The 15,464-nt window shown below is 69.3% G+C and carries 12 protein-coding genes; 1 reads left to right on the forward strand and 11 read right to left on the reverse strand.

Translation table 11 applies throughout. The annotated features are described in order from the left end of the window. Positions 1-35: 35 nt before the first annotated feature. The 8 genes from ACQPWU_RS50730 to ACQPWU_RS50765 form a co-directional block, all read right to left on the reverse strand. The gene (locus tag ACQPWU_RS50730) at positions 36-458 is read right to left on the reverse strand and encodes an HIT family protein (RefSeq protein WP_433433746.1); all 423 of its coding nucleotides are present in this window, start codon (positions 456-458) and stop codon (positions 36-38) included. A gap of 45 nt (positions 459-503) precedes the next feature. Beyond that, on the reverse strand, positions 504-1,100 hold the full coding sequence (locus ACQPWU_RS50735; RefSeq protein ID WP_433433747.1) for a class I SAM-dependent methyltransferase: 597 nt from the start codon (positions 1,098-1,100) through the stop codon (positions 504-506). Further along, positions 1,057-2,310, reverse strand: a complete 1,254-nt coding sequence (locus ACQPWU_RS50740) for an AAA family ATPase (protein WP_433433748.1) — start codon at positions 2,308-2,310, stop codon at positions 1,057-1,059. The genes ACQPWU_RS50735 and ACQPWU_RS50740 overlap by 44 nt, the downstream gene beginning before the upstream one ends. Positions 2,311-2,539: 229 nt before the next feature. Further along, positions 2,540-3,523, reverse strand: coding sequence for a ketol-acid reductoisomerase (gene ilvC / locus ACQPWU_RS50745; RefSeq protein ID WP_433445508.1), 984 nt, complete (start codon positions 3,521-3,523; stop codon positions 2,540-2,542). A 23-nt stretch (positions 3,524-3,546) separates the two neighbouring features. Continuing rightward, a complete protein-coding gene (gene ilvN, locus ACQPWU_RS50750) occupies positions 3,547-4,071 on the reverse strand; it encodes an acetolactate synthase small subunit (protein WP_433433750.1) in 525 nt (174 codons plus the stop codon). Next, complete coding sequence (locus tag ACQPWU_RS50755; RefSeq protein WP_433433752.1) at positions 4,064-5,803, reverse strand: acetolactate synthase large subunit; 1,740 nt, start codon at positions 5,801-5,803, stop codon at positions 4,064-4,066. Before ACQPWU_RS50755 ends, ilvN begins: the two co-directional genes overlap by 8 nt. A 204-nt stretch (positions 5,804-6,007) precedes the next feature. Next, positions 6,008-8,695 carry a putative bifunctional diguanylate cyclase/phosphodiesterase gene (locus ACQPWU_RS50760; RefSeq protein ID WP_433433754.1) on the reverse strand — a complete coding sequence of 896 codons (2,688 nt, stop codon included), beginning with the start codon at positions 8,693-8,695 and terminating at the stop codon, positions 6,008-6,010. A gap of 176 nt (positions 8,696-8,871) precedes the next feature. Beyond that, on the reverse strand, positions 8,872-9,690 hold the full coding sequence (locus ACQPWU_RS50765) for a 2-hydroxyacid dehydrogenase (RefSeq protein ID WP_433433756.1): 819 nt from the start codon (positions 9,688-9,690) through the stop codon (positions 8,872-8,874). 128 nt (positions 9,691-9,818) lie between these two features. On the opposite strand from ACQPWU_RS50765, the gene ACQPWU_RS50770 reads away from it, so the two are divergent. Further along, positions 9,819-10,865, forward strand: coding sequence for a PQQ-dependent sugar dehydrogenase (locus ACQPWU_RS50770; protein WP_433433758.1), 1,047 nt, complete (start codon positions 9,819-9,821; stop codon positions 10,863-10,865). Positions 10,866-11,024: 159 nt separating this feature from the next. Here the strand turns inward: ACQPWU_RS50770 and ACQPWU_RS50775 are convergent, their stop codons facing one another. The 3 genes from ACQPWU_RS50775 to ACQPWU_RS50785 form a co-directional block, all read right to left on the reverse strand. Further along, positions 11,025-13,025 carry a VanW family protein gene (locus ACQPWU_RS50775; RefSeq protein WP_433433760.1) on the reverse strand — a complete coding sequence of 667 codons (2,001 nt, stop codon included), beginning with the start codon at positions 13,023-13,025 and terminating at the stop codon, positions 11,025-11,027. Between the two features lie 92 nt (positions 13,026-13,117). Next, on the reverse strand, positions 13,118-13,780 hold the full coding sequence (locus ACQPWU_RS50780; protein ID WP_433433762.1) for a response regulator: 663 nt from the start codon (positions 13,778-13,780) through the stop codon (positions 13,118-13,120). After that, positions 13,777-15,351 (reverse strand): ATP-binding protein, encoded by a 1,575-nt coding sequence (locus ACQPWU_RS50785; RefSeq protein WP_433433763.1) that lies wholly within the window; start codon positions 15,349-15,351, stop codon positions 13,777-13,779. The genes ACQPWU_RS50780 and ACQPWU_RS50785 overlap by 4 nt, the downstream gene beginning before the upstream one ends. Between the last annotated feature and the right edge of the window lie 113 nt (positions 15,352-15,464).

The following is a 15,464-nucleotide window of genomic DNA, read 5'->3' on the forward strand; positions in this document are numbered from 1 at the left end:
TGTCCTCTCCCGATCCCGGATAGTGCGGAGGGCTCTCAACCAGCGGCCTGGCTGCGGATTTCCGCCGCCAAGCCGGCAAGGGATTCCACCGGATGCTCGATCTCCACCCAGGGGAGCACGAGGTCGGTGACGTCGTAGCGAGGGACCACATGAATGTGGAAATGGAAAACGCTCTGCCAGGCGGTCTCGCCGCTCGCGTGCCACAGGTTGACGCCCTCCGCCCGCAACGCGCCGGTGACCTGCCGGCTCACCAGGACCGTGGCCCGCATGACCGCCGAGGCCGCCTCGAGCGGGATGTCCGCCAGGTTCCTGTGATGCTCCCTCGGGACGACCAGGGTGTGCCCTTTGGTGACCTGGGCGAGGTTGAGAAAGGCGACCACGTGTTCGTCCTCGTAGACGGTCTGCGAGGGTTCGGCGCCTTCGACGATCCTGCAGAAGACGCACGGAGAAGTGCTCAAGACGTGGCCTTTCGCATGCGGTTGAAGGCGACGCCCGCGACCCTCTCAACCGGTTATCGAGGCGATGATCGCGTAGCGTTCGTCGGTCACCGGGCCGCCCCACAGGTCGGTGTCGTCACCGAGCGGTTCGATACGCAGGTCGGCGGCGAGCGGACGCACGGCGGCGGCCAGGTCGTCGGCTCTGACGCCGCCGTTCCACGGCAGCGAGCCGGCTCCCGCCACATAGGGCGACCCGACCTCGCCCCAGCGCCCCTCGACCAGCACCAGCCGACCGCCCGGACGGAGCCGCCCGGCCCACTCCCGCAGCGCCGCGCGCAGGTCGGGCAGGGTCCACACCACGTGGCGGCACAGCACCATGTCGAACCGTTCCTCGCCCGTGGGCGGCACAGCGGCGTCGCCGACCAGGAAACGCCCGCTGAGCCCGGCGGCCGACAGCTTCGCCCGGGCCTGGTCGATCATCTGCGGTGCCAGGTCCACCCCGGTCAACCGGTGTCCGGCCGCGGCCAGCAGCACGGACAGCGAGCCGGTACCGCAGCCGACGTCGAGGATGGGCCTGGACGCGGAGCCGACTTTTCGCCGGGTGCCCCACGTTTGGCCATCAGCCCGACACCTCCGCCTCGCGTTCGGTGAGCGGCCCCGCAAGAGTCTCGGCGATCTCTCCCACCGTCAGCGTCGGCACACCGCCATAAGCGCCGGCGAGGTAGTTACGGTCCAGCGCCTCGGCCTTACGGGGACGCGCATCGGTCAACGGGTAGATCTCGGATGCTCCGTCTCGGTTCTTGACGGTGATACGCACCTGGTCGCGCTCCAGCGGCTGGAAAATGTGCGCACGACCCAGCAGGCTCGCGTCATGGACGGTGCACACCAGTTGCGCGTTGTTCGGATTGGCCGCCGGGTCCTGGAAAAGCCGCAGGACGTCGGCGGCGAACAGCGGATGCAGGCTGGTGTCCAGTTCGTCAACGAGAAGGGCGGCTCCTCTGTCAAGGGCAGTGAGCAGAGGGCCGATGAATGCGAACCAGGACCGGGTCCCCATCGACTCCTGCCCTTCGTAGCTCAGCGGAACTGAACCATTGGGCCCTTGGTGCAGAAGCCGGAGTTCGCCGCTCAGACTGTCGATCTCCGTCCCGACGACGCCCAGGTCGGCCACCTTGAGAAGGCCGATAATCCGGTCCCGATGCCTGGGGTCCTCCAGCATCTCGCGGGTGAAGCTCTGACGTTCCTCGAAGTCGCGACCAGGACTGATCCACCAGAGATTGTGCCTGAACCAGTCATGGATGGGCTTCAGATATGGCTGGTTGAAGGCCGCCGCAACTGTCAGGAACAGTGCGTTGGGGCGCGTCTGTGAAACAAGGCTTTCCTTCGCCCCCTTCAGCCCCTCGCCAGGAAAGGTGAAAGGCTCGTCGGAGTCGGCGTCGCGCTCGAACCACACCTGTCTGCGGGCCTGGCCACCCGGATAGGCGTGCAGCCATTCGGTCTCGACCTGCTCATCGGACACTTCGAAGCCGTAGACGTACCGGTCATCGTCGAGAACGATGTCGACCTCGAACAGTGAGGAATCCGCGCGGGCCGCCTGGTCAAGCTCGTAGGGCTCACGGGGAACGCCGTCGAGCGTGGACCAGCCGTGCACAGAGTTGAGAACGGCTTGCCGCATCCAGCGGACGGCATGGAGGACGTTCGACTTGCCGGAGGCGTTTGAGCCGTAGATCGCAGTCGTCGGCAGGTAAGCCAGCTCAGGGTCCTCGGCGAGACCAGCCGGACGGCCTGTCCCTTGGTTGAACTTGCTTGCGGCCAACCAGACTTCGAACTCGTTACGAAATGATCTATGGTTGGCGCCTCTGAAGCGAAGCAACACGACTAGCCCCCTAGCCCGGACTCTGGATCCATCTTAGGGGCATCCATGCAGGTTATCTACACGCAGTCCGGCCGCTACTCCCCGTGGCTGCCGCTTTGAATGGCGTCGGGTACACAGGCCCCCCACCCACTAAAAGGGCAACGGGCGGGTGAGCCCCGCCCGTCTACACCCACGTAACCGGGCAACGAGGTGGGTGAGCCTTGACCCACCCACCCCGTCGCCGTTCGTGCTAGGCCTTGAGCCAGCTCATCATCGGACGGAGCTTCGCGCCCGTCTTCTCGATCGCGTCCTCGGCCAGCTCCTCGCGGTACCGCTTGAAGTCCTTCTGGCCGCTCTCGAACTCCTCGACGAGCTGCCGCGCGAAGGTGCCGTCCTGGACCTCGCCCAGGATCCGGCGCATCTCCTGCCGCGTCTCATCCGTGATGACACGCGGGCCGCGGGTGTAGCCGCCGTACTCGGCCGTGTCCGAGACCGACCAGTACATCTTCGAGATGCCGCCCTCGTACATCAGGTCGACGATCAGCTTCATCTCGTGCAGGCACTCGAAGTAGGCGACCTCGGGCTGGTAGCCGGCCTCGATCAGCGTGTCGAAGCCCGCCTTGATCAGCTCGGAGACGCCGCCGCACAGCACGGCCTGCTCGCCGAACAGGTCCGTCTCCGTCTCCTCCTTGAAGGTCGTGCGGAGAGCCCCGGCGCGCGTGCCGCCGATGCCCTTGGCGTACGACAGCGCCAGGTCGAGCGCCTTGCCCGAGGCGTCCTTCTCGACGGCCACGAGAACAGGCACACCGCGCCCGGCCTCGAACTGGCGGCGGACGAGGTGGCCCGGCCCCTTGGGGGCGACCATGCAGACGTCCACACCCTCCGGGGCCTCGATGAGGCCGTAGCGGATGTTGAGGCCGTGGCCGAAGAACAGCGCGTCGCCCTCGACCAGGTTGGGGGCGACGTGCTGGGCGTACAGGTCGCGCTGGATGTGGTCCGGCGCGAGGATCATGGTGAGGTTGGCCTCTTCGACCGCCTCCGCCGGAGTGACGACCCGCAGCCCGTCGTTCTCCGCCTTCTCGCGGCTCTTGGAGCCCTCCGGCAGGCCGACGCGGACGTCCACGCCGGAGTCACGCAGGGAGAGCGCGTGGGCGTGGCCCTGGCTGCCGTACCCCAGCACGGCCACGTGGCGTCCCTGGATGATCGACAGGTCGGCCTGGTCGTCGTAGTAGATCTCGGTCACTTGCTCAAAACCTTTCAGGCGGTACGGTCCAGTGCCCTGAGGGACCGGTCAGTGATGGAACGGGCGCCGCGGCCGATGGCCACCATGCCCGACTGGACGAGTTCTTTGATCCCGAACGGCTCGAGAACCTTGACGAACGCCTCGAGCTTGTCGGGAGTGCCGGTGACCTCGATGGTCACGGCGTCGGCGGCCACGTCGACGCAGCGCGCGCGGAAGAGGTTGACGAGCTCCAGCACGTGGGAACGGCTTTCGGAGTCGGCCTTGACCTTGATCAGCATCAGCTCGCGCTGGACGGACTGCGCCGGGTCGAGCTCGACGATCTTCAGTACGTTCACCAGCTTGTTGAGCTGCTTGGTGACCTGCTCAAGCGGCAGCTCCTCGACGCTGACCACGATGGTTATGCGCGAGATGTCGTCGTGTTCGGTCGGCCCCACTGCCAGCGAGTCTATGTTGAAGCCCCGTCTGCTGAACAACGCGGACACGCGCGCCAGAACACCCGGCTTGTTCTCGACAAGCACAGACAGCGTGTGTCTACTCATCCTCGTTCTCCCACTTAGGCGCCATGTCACGGGCGATCTTGATGTCGTCGTTGCTGGTGCCTGCCGCGACCATGGGCCAGACCATGGCGTCCTGGTGGACGACGAAGTCGACCACGACGGGCACGTCGTTGATCTCCATGGCCTTCGCGATCACGGCGTCCACATCCTCGGGACGCTCGCAGCGCAGGCCCACACAACCATAGGCCTCGGCCAGCTTGACGAAGTCCGGGATGCGGCGCGTCGTCTGCAGGTCGGTGTTGGAGTAACGCTCGTCGTAGAAGAGCGTCTGCCACTGGCGGACCATGCCGAGGTTACCGTTGTTGATGACGGCGATCTTGATCGGCACCCCCTCCAGGGCGCAGGTGGCCAGCTCCTGGTTGGTCATCTGGAAGCAGCCGTCGCCGTCGATGGCCCACACCGTGGAGCCGGGGCGGCCCATCTTGGCGCCCATCGCGGCCGGGACGGCGAAGCCCATCGTGCCGAGACCACCCGAGTTGATGAACGTGCCGGGGTTCTCGTAGTCGATGAACTGCGAGGCCCACATCTGGTGCTGCCCGACCCCGGACACGTAGTACGCGTCGGGCCCGGCGATGGCGCTCAGCCGCTCCATCACGTACTGCGGCGCCAGCGAGCCGTCCTCGAACGTCTCGTAGCCCAGCGGGTACGTCTCCTTGTAGCCGTTGAGGATCGTCCACCAGGCGCTGTAGTCGCCCTTCTGCTCCGACGCCTGAATGGCGGAGACCAGGTCGCCGATGACCTCCTTGCAGTCGCCCACGATCGGCACGTCGGCGTGGCGGTTCTTGGAGATCTCCGCCGGGTCGATGTCGGCGTGCACGATCTTCGCATACGGCGCGAACGACTTCAGGTCGCCGGTCACCCGGTCGTCGAAGCGCACACCCAGGCCGATGATCAGGTCGGACTGCTGCAGCGCGCCCACCGCCGACACACTGCCGTGCATGCCCGGCATGCCCATGTGCTGCGGGTGACTGTCGGGGAACGTGCCCCTGGCCATCAGGGTGGTGACGACCGGGATGTTCGTCAGCTCGGCCAGCTGCAGGAGCTCGGGCGAAGCGCCCGCCTTGTGCACGCCGCCGCCGACGTACAGGACCGGCCGCTTGGACTCGGCGATCAGCTTGGCGGCCTCGCGGATCTGCTTGGAGTGCGGCCTGGTGACCGGGCGGTAGCCCGGGAGCTGCATGGTGGGCGGCCAACTGAAGGTCGTCTCCGACTGCAGCGCGTCCTTGGAGATGTCCACGAGCACCGGGCCAGGACGGCCGGTGGAGGCGATGTGGAAGGCCTCCATGATCGTACGGGCGATGTCCCCGGCGTCCGTGACCAGGAAGTTGTGCTTCGTGATCGGCATGGTGATGCCGGAGATATCGGCTTCCTGGAACGCGTCCGTGCCGATCATCGGCGCGGCGACCTGCCCCGTGATCGCCACAATCGGCACCGAGTCCATGAACGCGTCGGCAATCGGTGTCACCAGGTTCGTGGCGCCGGGGCCGCTGGTCGCCATGCACACCCCGACCTTGCCGGTGGCCTGCGCGTAGCCCTCGGCCGCGTGACCCGCACCCTGCTCGTGGCGTACGAGCACGTGCCGGACCTTGGTCGAGTCGTAGAGAGGATCGTAGGCCGGCAGAATGGCACCGCCCGGGATCCCGAACACTGTGTCGACTCCAACGTGCTCCAGCGCCCTCACCAGGGCCTGTGCACCTGTCATCCGTTCGGTCATCGGCTCGTTCCTTGCGTGGCTACTCGCTTAAGGACATAAAAAATGCCCCGTCCCACCGGGGGGTGGGTCTGGGGCGGCGCGCAGGTCGTCGTGCTTCGCTATCGGCCTGCGCGCCGGCGAAGTACTACGAGAATCTCACTGCGAAGCATGGCTTACACCATAGCCGCTCGGAACGCACTGGTGTCAACTTGGTGGACACATGTCTCAAACAGTGAGACTCGTACGCATCAGCGAGTCGACCCCGCGCGCCGCCATCGGCCGTGCCACCAGGAAACCCTGCCCCCTCGTGCACCCCATCCTCTTGAGCAGTTCGAGCTGCTCAGGACGTTCGATGCCCTCGGCCACCACGATCAGGCCGAGGTCGTGGCCGAGCCGCACGATCGTACGGGTGAGCAGCGTGAGCGTGTCGTCCTTGCCCAGCCCCGACACGAACGACGGATCGATCTTGATCATGTCGACGGGGAGCTGCCGCAGGAACGCCAGCGACGCGTAGCCCGTGCCGAAGTCGTCGATGGCCAGCCGCACCCCGAGCGCCCGCAGCTCGGACAGCCGCTTGATCGTCTCCTCGGCGTCCTCGACCAGCATCTCCTCGATCACTTCGAGGGTGAGCGCGGAGGCGGGCAGCCCGCTCTCGGTCAGCGCCTCCTCGACCGTCTCGACGAACCGCGGCGCGGTGATCTGGCGGGCCGACAGGTTGAGCGACAGCCCGATGTCCCAGGACGAGGCCCGCCAGGCGGCCACCTCGCGGCACGCCTCGCGCAGGATCCACTCGCCCAGCGGCACGATCAGCCCGGTGTCCTCGGCAGGGCCGAGGAACTGCTCCGGCGGCACGAACACCGACCCGCGCCACCAGCGCACCAGCGCCTCCACCGCGGTGACCCGCGACGTGGCCAGATCGACCACCGGCTGGTATTCGATCGCGAACTGCTGCTCGATCAGCGCCCGCTGAAGGTCGGCCGCCAGCTCCAGCCTGCGCACCACATCGGCGTGCATCTGGGCGGCGAACACCTCGACCCGGCGGCCGCCCAGCTCCTTGGCGCGTGCCATCGCGACATCCGCGTTGCGCATCAGGTCGCCGGCGGGCATGTCGTCCTCGGAGAAGGCCACGCCCACGCTGGCGGTCAGCGCCACGTCGCGGTCGGCGACGCGGAACGGCTCCTGCGAGACCGCACGTACGAGCCGCTCGGCCAGGTCGACCGCGACCTGCGCCTCGCCGCCGGTCTCCACGAGCACCGCGAACTCGTCGCCGCCCCAGCGGGCGAGCGTGTCATCGGCGCGCACGGCGCCGCGCAGCCTGCGCGCGGCCTGGCCGAGGAGGTAGTCGCCGCTCGCGTGCCCGACCGAGTCGTTGACCGAGGTGAACCCGTCGAGGTCCAGGAAGATGACCGCGACGTTCGCCGCGCCCGGGCCCGACGTGCGCCCGGAGAGCACCTCGCGGGTGCGCTCCTCGAAGTAGGCGCGGTTGGGCAGCCCGGTCACGCCGTCGTGGAAGGTCAGGTGGGCGACCTGGTTGCGCAGCGCCTCCTGGTCACTGACGTCTCTGGTCGTCACCAGCATCAGGTCCTCGCCGCCGGCCTGGCGGGTGGCGACCGACTCGGTGGGCCGCCAGGTGCCGTCGGCCGCGCGCACCCGGCAGGCGATCAGGCAGGCGCCCGGCGCGGTGTTGTCCTCGTCGAGGTGCATGGCGCGCAGCGCGACCTGGATGCCGGGGACGTCCTCCGGGTGGATGTAGTCGAAGATCGACCCGCCGACCACCTCGTCGGGACGGTAGCCGTACGTGACCTCGACCCCTGGGCCGATCTCGCGCACCACGCCCTCGTAGTCGCAGGTGAACACCACGTCGCCGGTGCTCTCGGCCAGCTCCCTGAGCTGCCGCTCGCCGAGCCTGACCAGGCCGCGCAGGCGCATGTTGGCCGCCGAGACCACGAACAGGCGCACCAGCAGGAGCAGCACCACGGAGACCGCGACCACCACGACGCCGGTCACGGGCCGTTCGGGGCGCTCGCCGGCCAGGTGGGCGAGCCACGTGCAGGCGGCCACGGCGACCAGCGCCAGCGGCACGAGCGCGACGACGTTTCCGACGGCGGACCTGTCCAGCTCGCGCGCGGGCGGGCCCCAGGGCACGGCGGCGAGCAGCAGGAACGCGACGGGCGCCAGCATGACGCTCCAGACCTGCGGGTCGCCGCCGTCGAGCCTGGCCACCCCGGCCGCCAGGCCGGCCACGGTCATGGTGGCGAGCACGCCGAAGCCGGCCAGGGCCAGCAGCCAGGAGGAGGCCCGGCTGGTGAGCACCGACGGGACCACCGCGCACGTCACCAGCAGGGCGATCATCGGCGGCAACATCACCAGGGTGAACGCCGCGGGATCGGCCGCGTCATCGTAGACGTGGCGCAGTGCCACGACCCAGCCGATCAGGAAGATCGAGGCGGCGCACAGGTAGGAGTCGGTGACATGCCGCAGAACGATCCTGGCCGGGAACTTGCGGTCGGCGGCGATCAGCGCCCCACCGGCCGTGACCACGGTGCCGAGCAGCACGGACAGGTCAGCGAAACTGACCAGGAAGCTCTCCGCGAACGGGCGCAGCGCCACCCCGGCTGCCCAGATGACAGCTCCGCCGCCCATCCAGCGGGCGCCCAGCGCCATGGTCCGGTCCGCTGCCGGCTTCACCGAGGCGACCAGCAGGGAGCAGGCGGCGATCAGCGCCGCCAGCCCGCCGGCGATCGCGCCGGTGAGCAAGGCCTGACCGCCTACGCTGAGCGCAGCGGCGAACGCCACCGCGCCGGCCGCCGCCGCGGCGGTCAGCGGCACCCGTGGATCACGCCAGCGGATCACAGTCGTTGCCCATCCCGTCTCGAACTCTGCACCTGCGATCGCCGAAGCCCGGTCGATCACTTCGCCAGTGTGTGCGGTCGTGGGTGCGCGGGTGGTGACAACGCCGATGTCGTCACCGATCTGATAACCACACAGACCAATTTCCGCCAAGAGCTCCTTGACAGCGAGTCAGGAACTCCCTGCAAACGCCACGGTACGCACCGAAGGTCACGGACCAGCCACGGTCCGGGATCCTCTCAGTACGCGTCCGTTATGACGTTGACCAGCGGCTCGTCTGCGAGGTAACGCAGGAGCTGGGCACGGATCAGCCGTAGCACGCGCCGCCCCGACGCCGGAGTGCTGCCCGCGATGTGCGGGGTGATCAGTACGCCCGGAGCGCTCCAAAGGGGGTGGCCCTCGGGCAGCGGCTCGGGCGCGGTCACATCCAGCGCGGCGCGTAGCCTACCGGTTTTGAGCTCCGCGATCAGTGCGTCCGTGTCGACGACCCCGCCCCTGGCGGCGTTCACGAGCACGGCGCCGTCCTTCATCCGGGCGAGGAACGCCGTGTCCACCATGCCCGCGGTGTCGGCGGTGGCGGGCACGAGCAGCACCACGACGTCCGCCTCCGGCAGCAGCGCGGGCAGCTTCTCCATGGCGTGCACGCCGTCGCGGGCGCTCCTGGCCACGCGTACGACCTCCACCTCGAACCCGTCGAGCCGCCTCTCGAGCGCGGCCCCGATGGAGCCGTAGCCGACGATGAGCACGGTGGAGTCGGCCAGCACGTCGGTGTGGTGGTAGGTCCACTCGCCCCTGCGCTGCGCGTCCACGAACCCGGGGAACTCCCGCAGCACCGCCACCATCGCCCCGACCGCCCACTCGGCGGTCCCCGCGTCGTGCACGCCGCGCGCGTTGCACAGCACCACGCCCTCGGGTATGTGCGGCCGGTACGGCTCCACGCCGGCGCTGACGGTCTGCACCAGCCGCAACGAGCTCATCCTGGCCAGCGTCCCCGGCACGTCGGACACGGTGACGAGCGGCGGGACCCAGACCTCGACCTCTTCGATCCCTTCCGGCATCGGGGACGCGCCATCGTAAACGGCGCATTCAACCCCAGGAAGGTCGGAGAGAACATCGGCCACCGCATCGGACGGAACCCAGGTCTTCATGCCGAGAACCTTACGGCCCGGGGGGAAGTATGAACCACATGAGGAAATTCTGGACGATCATGCTCATGGCCGCGTTGACGGCCTGTTCCAGCGGCCTGGCGAAGGACGGGGACGTGCCGGCCTCGGCCCTGGGCGGCCCCGGACAGCCGAAGGACGTGGTGACAGGGCTGGCCGTGCCGTGGGCGATCGCGTTCCTCTCTGGAGGCGACGCGCTGGTCACCGAGCGGGACTCGGCGCGGCTGCTGCGGGTTCGCCCGGACGGGAAGGTGACGTCGCTGGGGACGATCTCCGGGGTGCGGCCCGAGGGCGAGGGCGGGCTGATGGGGGTCGCCGTCAAGGGCGACCAGGTTTTCCTCTACTACAGCGCGGAACAGGACAACCGGGTCGTCCGCTACCGGCTCTCCGGCGACCGCCTCAGCGATGAGAAGGTCCTCGTGCAGGGCATCCCCAAGGGCGGGATCCACAACGGTGGGCGGCTGGCGTTCGGGCCTGACGGCTATCTGTACGCCACCACGGGGGAGACCGGGGAGGGCGGGCTCGCCCAGCGGCGTGACTCGCTCGCCGGCAAGATCCTGCGCATGACCGTGGAGGGGGCCCCCGCCCCCGGCAACCCGTTCGGCACGCTCGTCTACAGCTACGGGCACCGCAACGTCCAGGGGCTGGCCTGGGACCCGTCCGGGCGGCTGTACGCCACGGAGTTCGGCCAGAACACCTACGACGAGGTGAACCTCATCAAGGCGGGAGGCAACTACGGGTGGCCGGAGGTCGAGGGGAAGGGCGACGATCCCCGCTTCGTGAACCCCATCGTCACGTGGTCCACCGATCAGGCGTCTCCGTCGGGGATGGCGTACGCGAAGGGCTCGTTGTGGGTGGGCGCGCTGCGGGGCGAGCGCCTGTGGCAGGTCCCGCTGAAGCCGGACGGGTCGGCGGGCAAGCCGGTCGCCCACTTCACCGGCCGCTACGGCCGCCTCCGCGCCGTCACGTCCGCCCCTGACGGCACGCTGTGGGTCGGGACCAGCAACAAGGACGGCCGCGGCTCCCCGCGTCCTGGCGACGACCGCATCCTCTCGATCACGCCCTCATGACCGGGCGCGCGCGTCCTTCCCACCCCCCACCACACGCCGCTGCGTCAGGCCTGAGCGGCGCACCTCACCGCTCAGCAGGCGTCCTCCGGGCCATCGGGCCGCGCGCCCCGAGCGGGGCGCGCGTCGCTGTGAAGGACCGTGGGGCGGTGGGGCCGGACCTCAGTTGGTCGCCGTGCAGGTCGTCTGGGGCTGGGCCCGGTACTTGATGGTCACCTTCTTGTCCTTCTTGACGACCTTGCCGTCGTTGTGGAACACGCGCGTGACGTCGATCGTGAACCCCTGCTGTCCCGTCGTGGGCACGCAGTCGGCCGCGGAGCTGCTCTCGCTCCGGAACGGCACGAAGTCCCGCCTGTCCGACTCCACCGCCTCCACCTCGTCGTACCGCTCGGTGCTCCACAACGTGACCGACGCCGACGTGTCCGTGAAGGCCGTCTTGATCAGCACCCCGTACTCGGAGTCGTTGCGCCACTTCAGGTCCGTGTCCGGATACAGCAGCGTGACGTCACGCCCGGCCGGGTAGCGGGGCGAGAAGTAGTCCATCGGGCGGTGCTCGACGAGATCGAACCCGCCGAAGAACGCCGCGTTGTACATGGCCGTGGCGAACTGTGACACGCCGCCGCCCACGATGGCCACCGTCCGTCCGCCGACGATCTGCCCCGCCTCGACGTACCCGTCCTCGAGGGTGCGCTCCCCCACGACCTCGTTGATCGAGAACGTTTCCCCCGGCTTGACCAGGTGCCCGTCGAGCTCCTGCGCCATCCGCTGGATGTTCTTCACCCGCGCCTGACAGCAGTCGAACGTCGTGTTGAACGTGCCCACGACCTCCTTGATGCCGAGGCCGCGTACCTGAGCGGTCGTGACAGTGGGGGCGACGGCGCCCAGCCGGACGGGAATGATGCGGCTGCCACCCTGGTCGAACACCTTCTCGGCGTCCCTGGCCAGCAGCTTGTCGTTCACGCCCCGCCCCGTGCGCGCGGGCACCAGCACCGGCTTGTCGTTCACGATGTCGTACGTGGCGTCGCGCGGCTGCTGGGCGGCGTCCACCAGGCTGCTCTCCACGGAGGCGAGCACCGCCTTGGCGTTGAACGCGGGCGCGAGCCCGCCGGAGCCGTCGGAGTTGAAGGTCAGGTTGGCCGCGATCATGGCCGGGGGGATCTGCGCCTGCTTGCCGTCGAGGGTCAGCGTGATGGGCGCGGAGACCGCCTTCGTCGCCTTGGCCAGGGCCGTCTCGACGGCCTGCGGAGTGGTGACGGACTTGGCCGGTCTCAGTGTGAGCACGACGTTGCCGCCCCCCTTCAGGAAGGCGTCACCGATCCTGCGTACGGCGTCGTCCCGGTCGAGCAGCACGCCGTCCTCGGGCTGGCGGCTCTTCGGCTGCAGCCCGGAGAAGAACACCCGGCCCTCGCGCGCCTTCTTGTCGGCGGCCTCCGCCAGGCCCTCGACGGTCCTGGTGAGCTGGGAGGAGTCGAGGTTCACCTTCGGCTGGAGCTCGGTCCTGCCGGTCAGCCCCCGCCACACCTCCTGCGGGCTGGGAAACCCGCTGGGCGCCTGCCCGATCGTGCCCACCACGTCCAGCTCCAGCCCTGCCTCGTCGGGCTGGATGGTGTCCTTCTTGCCGGCCGTGTCGACCACGACCGGCTCGCTCAGCTTGGTGGCGAGCTCGGTGCGGAGCTTGTCGGCCGCCTGGGTGACGGTCAGCCCGCCGATGTCGACGCCCGCGACGTGGGTGCCGCGCAGCACGGAGCCCGACATGAGCACGGCGGGCACGACGTACGCCAGCGCAGCCAGGATCACCACGAACGCCAGCAGGCCGGGCAGGAGGCGGCGCCGCCTGGGCGGCTCGGGCTCGTACGCGGGCGGGCGCTCAGCGGGCCCGGCCGTGCCGAACACGGGGGCGGGCGGGCCCGACGGCTGTTTGTCGTTCATCGGCCACGGCTGCGCCGGCGGCGCCACAGGGGGCAGCGCGCCGCCCGGAGGACCGCCCGGGGCGCTCGGGCCTTGGGCCGGTCGGGGCTCTTGCCTGTCCGGCGGGCCGAAGATGTCCCGGGAGACGCCCGGGGGCAGGCCTTCGATCCGCGGCTTCTTGGAGACGCCCGACGTCGGTAACGGCACCGAGGCGAACGGGTCGGTCGGTGATTCGATCGGTCCGGCGTTACGCACGCCTCAATCTCCTCCCGGTCCGCAGCCAAGTCTCAGGCAACAGTAAGGCACGAGGATCCGCATATGTCACGGGAAATGGCTACGGAAGTGTGTCAACCTAGCCACCGGTAGCGATGTTCTGGTCGACCGGCCGTCCCGTAACGCGGCCGGAACTCGGCCTGACCCGCCGCGCACAGGTATTCCAGATAGCGGCGGACGCTCACCCGCGACAGGCCCGTGAGCTGGGCCGTCTCGGTCGCCGACAGGTCGCGACCCGCCTCCCGCAGGGTATCCGCGACCAGTGCGCACGTTGCCGCGGACAAACCTTTCGGCATGGGCGCGGCGGTTTTGGGGGTGCCGAAGAGCCGATCGACGTCGTCCTGGCGGGCCTCGTGGCCGATGGCGGTCAGCCGCCTGCGGGTGTCGGCGTACTGCTGGAGGCGTTCGGTCAGGGCGGCGGCGGTGAACGGCTTGATGAGGTAGTTGACGGCGCCGCCGCGCATGGCCTCCCTGACCGTGGGCACGTCGCGGGCGGCGCTGACCATGAGGACGTCCACGTCGTGGAGCTGTTTGAGCACCTCCAGCCCCGACATGTCGGGCAGGTAGATGTCGAGCAGCACGAGATCGGGCCTCTGCTCGGCCACCGCGGCGAGCGCGTCGGCCCCGGTGTGCGCGACGGAGACGACCTGGAAGCCCGGCACCCGGGCCACGTAGCCGCTGTGGATGCGGGCGACCATGAAGTCGTCGTCCACGACAAGGACGCGTAGGTTGCTCATGACGAGGCCTTCGTGGGTAGGAGGGCCGTGAAGACCGCGCCGCCCGAGTTGCGCACGCGTACCCAGCCTCCCCTGCGCAGGCATGCCTGCCGGGTCAGCGCCAGCCCCAGCCCGCGTGGGCCGGATCGGGCGGCCTTGGTGGTGAATCCCTCCCTGAACACCTCTTCCACCAGGTCGGGCGCGATGCCGGGCCCCGAGTCGCCCACCCGCACGCGCAGCCCGTCGGCGTCGGCCTGCACCGACACCTCGATCGTGCCCTCGGCGCCGTCGAGGGCGTCGATGGCGTTCGCCACCAGGTTACCGACCACGAGGACCGCGTCCTGCGGGTCGCCCAGCGTGCCCTCGGGCACGTGGGAGTCCTCCGAGAGCACGAGCCGGGCGCCGCGCTCGGCGGCCTCGGCGGACTTGGCCAGCAGCAGGGCGGCCAGGGTGGGCTCCTGGACGCGCTCACGCAGGTCGGTGACGTACGCGCCGCGGGTGGTCCGGGTGATGAAGCCGATGGCCGCCTCGTGCTCGCCCAGCTCCAGCAGGCCGACGACGGTGTGCATGCGGTTGGCGAACTCGTGCGCCTGGGCCCGTAGCGCCTCGGTCGCGCTGCTGGTGTCGTGGAGCTCGCGGGCCAGACGGGTCAGCTCGGTGCGGTCGCGCAGGGTGATCACCCAGCCGCGGTGCTGGCCGCGTACCGACACGGGGGTGCGGTTGAGCACCAGCACGCGCTCGCCGTGCAGCACGACGCGGTCCTCGCCCGGGTCGGCGCCTCCGAGCACGTCGCGCATGCGCTCGGAGACGGGCATCTGGGTCAGATCCTCACCGACGTCGCCGAGCAGCTCGCGGGCGGCGTCGTTGACCAGCGTGACGCGCCCGTTGAGGTCGAGCGCGAGCACGCCCTCCTTGACGCCGTGCAGCACGCCCTCGCGCTGCTCCAGCAGCGCGGCGATCTCGCGCGGCTCCAGCCCGAACGTCTGCCTGCGCACCCGCGCGGTGATCACCGCGGCCAGCGCCAGCCCGGCGAGCAGCACGGCCAGCGCCGTCCAGATCAGCGGCGGCAGCGCGGCGCCGAGCTGGCCGACGACCGTGGTCTCCAGCACGCCGACCGAGACCAGGCCGATCACGTTGCCGTATTCGTCGCGGATCGGGGTCTTGCCCCTGACCGTGGTGCCGATCGTGCCGGTCTCGGTGCCGACCCAGCTCCTGCCCGTCCGCAGGACGGTGGTGCCGTCGGTGGACAACTGCTTGCCGATCAGCAGGGTGTTGGGATGGGCGTAGCGCTTCTGCTCGTTGTTGGCGATCACGACGTAGTCGGCGCCGGTCTCGTGCTGCACGCTCATCGCCAGCGGCTGCAGGACAGTCTCCGGATTCCTCAGCTTGAACGCTTCTCTGACCTGCGGGAGCCCGGCCACGGACTGCGCGATGGCCAGCGCGCGCTGCTGGTGCAGCGCGTCGAGCTGGTCGCGCGTGTGCTCGGCCCACACGCCTGCAGTGCCCCCGACGGCGAGGATCACGATCACCATCTGGAGCACGAACAGCTGGGTCCCGAGGGAGGCGTCACGGACGCGTCTCACGTTGCACATGGAAACAAACGCAGGTCACGGCCAGGTTGCGACCAATACGACCACTATGACGGCAAGCGTGCAAAGCCTCGACGCGGGCGAGAAGGGGCTTCACGATCCCAGTTTTACAAACG

This window comes from Nonomuraea sp. CA-141351 (assembly GCF_050944675.1).
Classification (GTDB): domain Bacteria; phylum Actinomycetota; class Actinomycetes; order Streptosporangiales; family Streptosporangiaceae; genus Nonomuraea.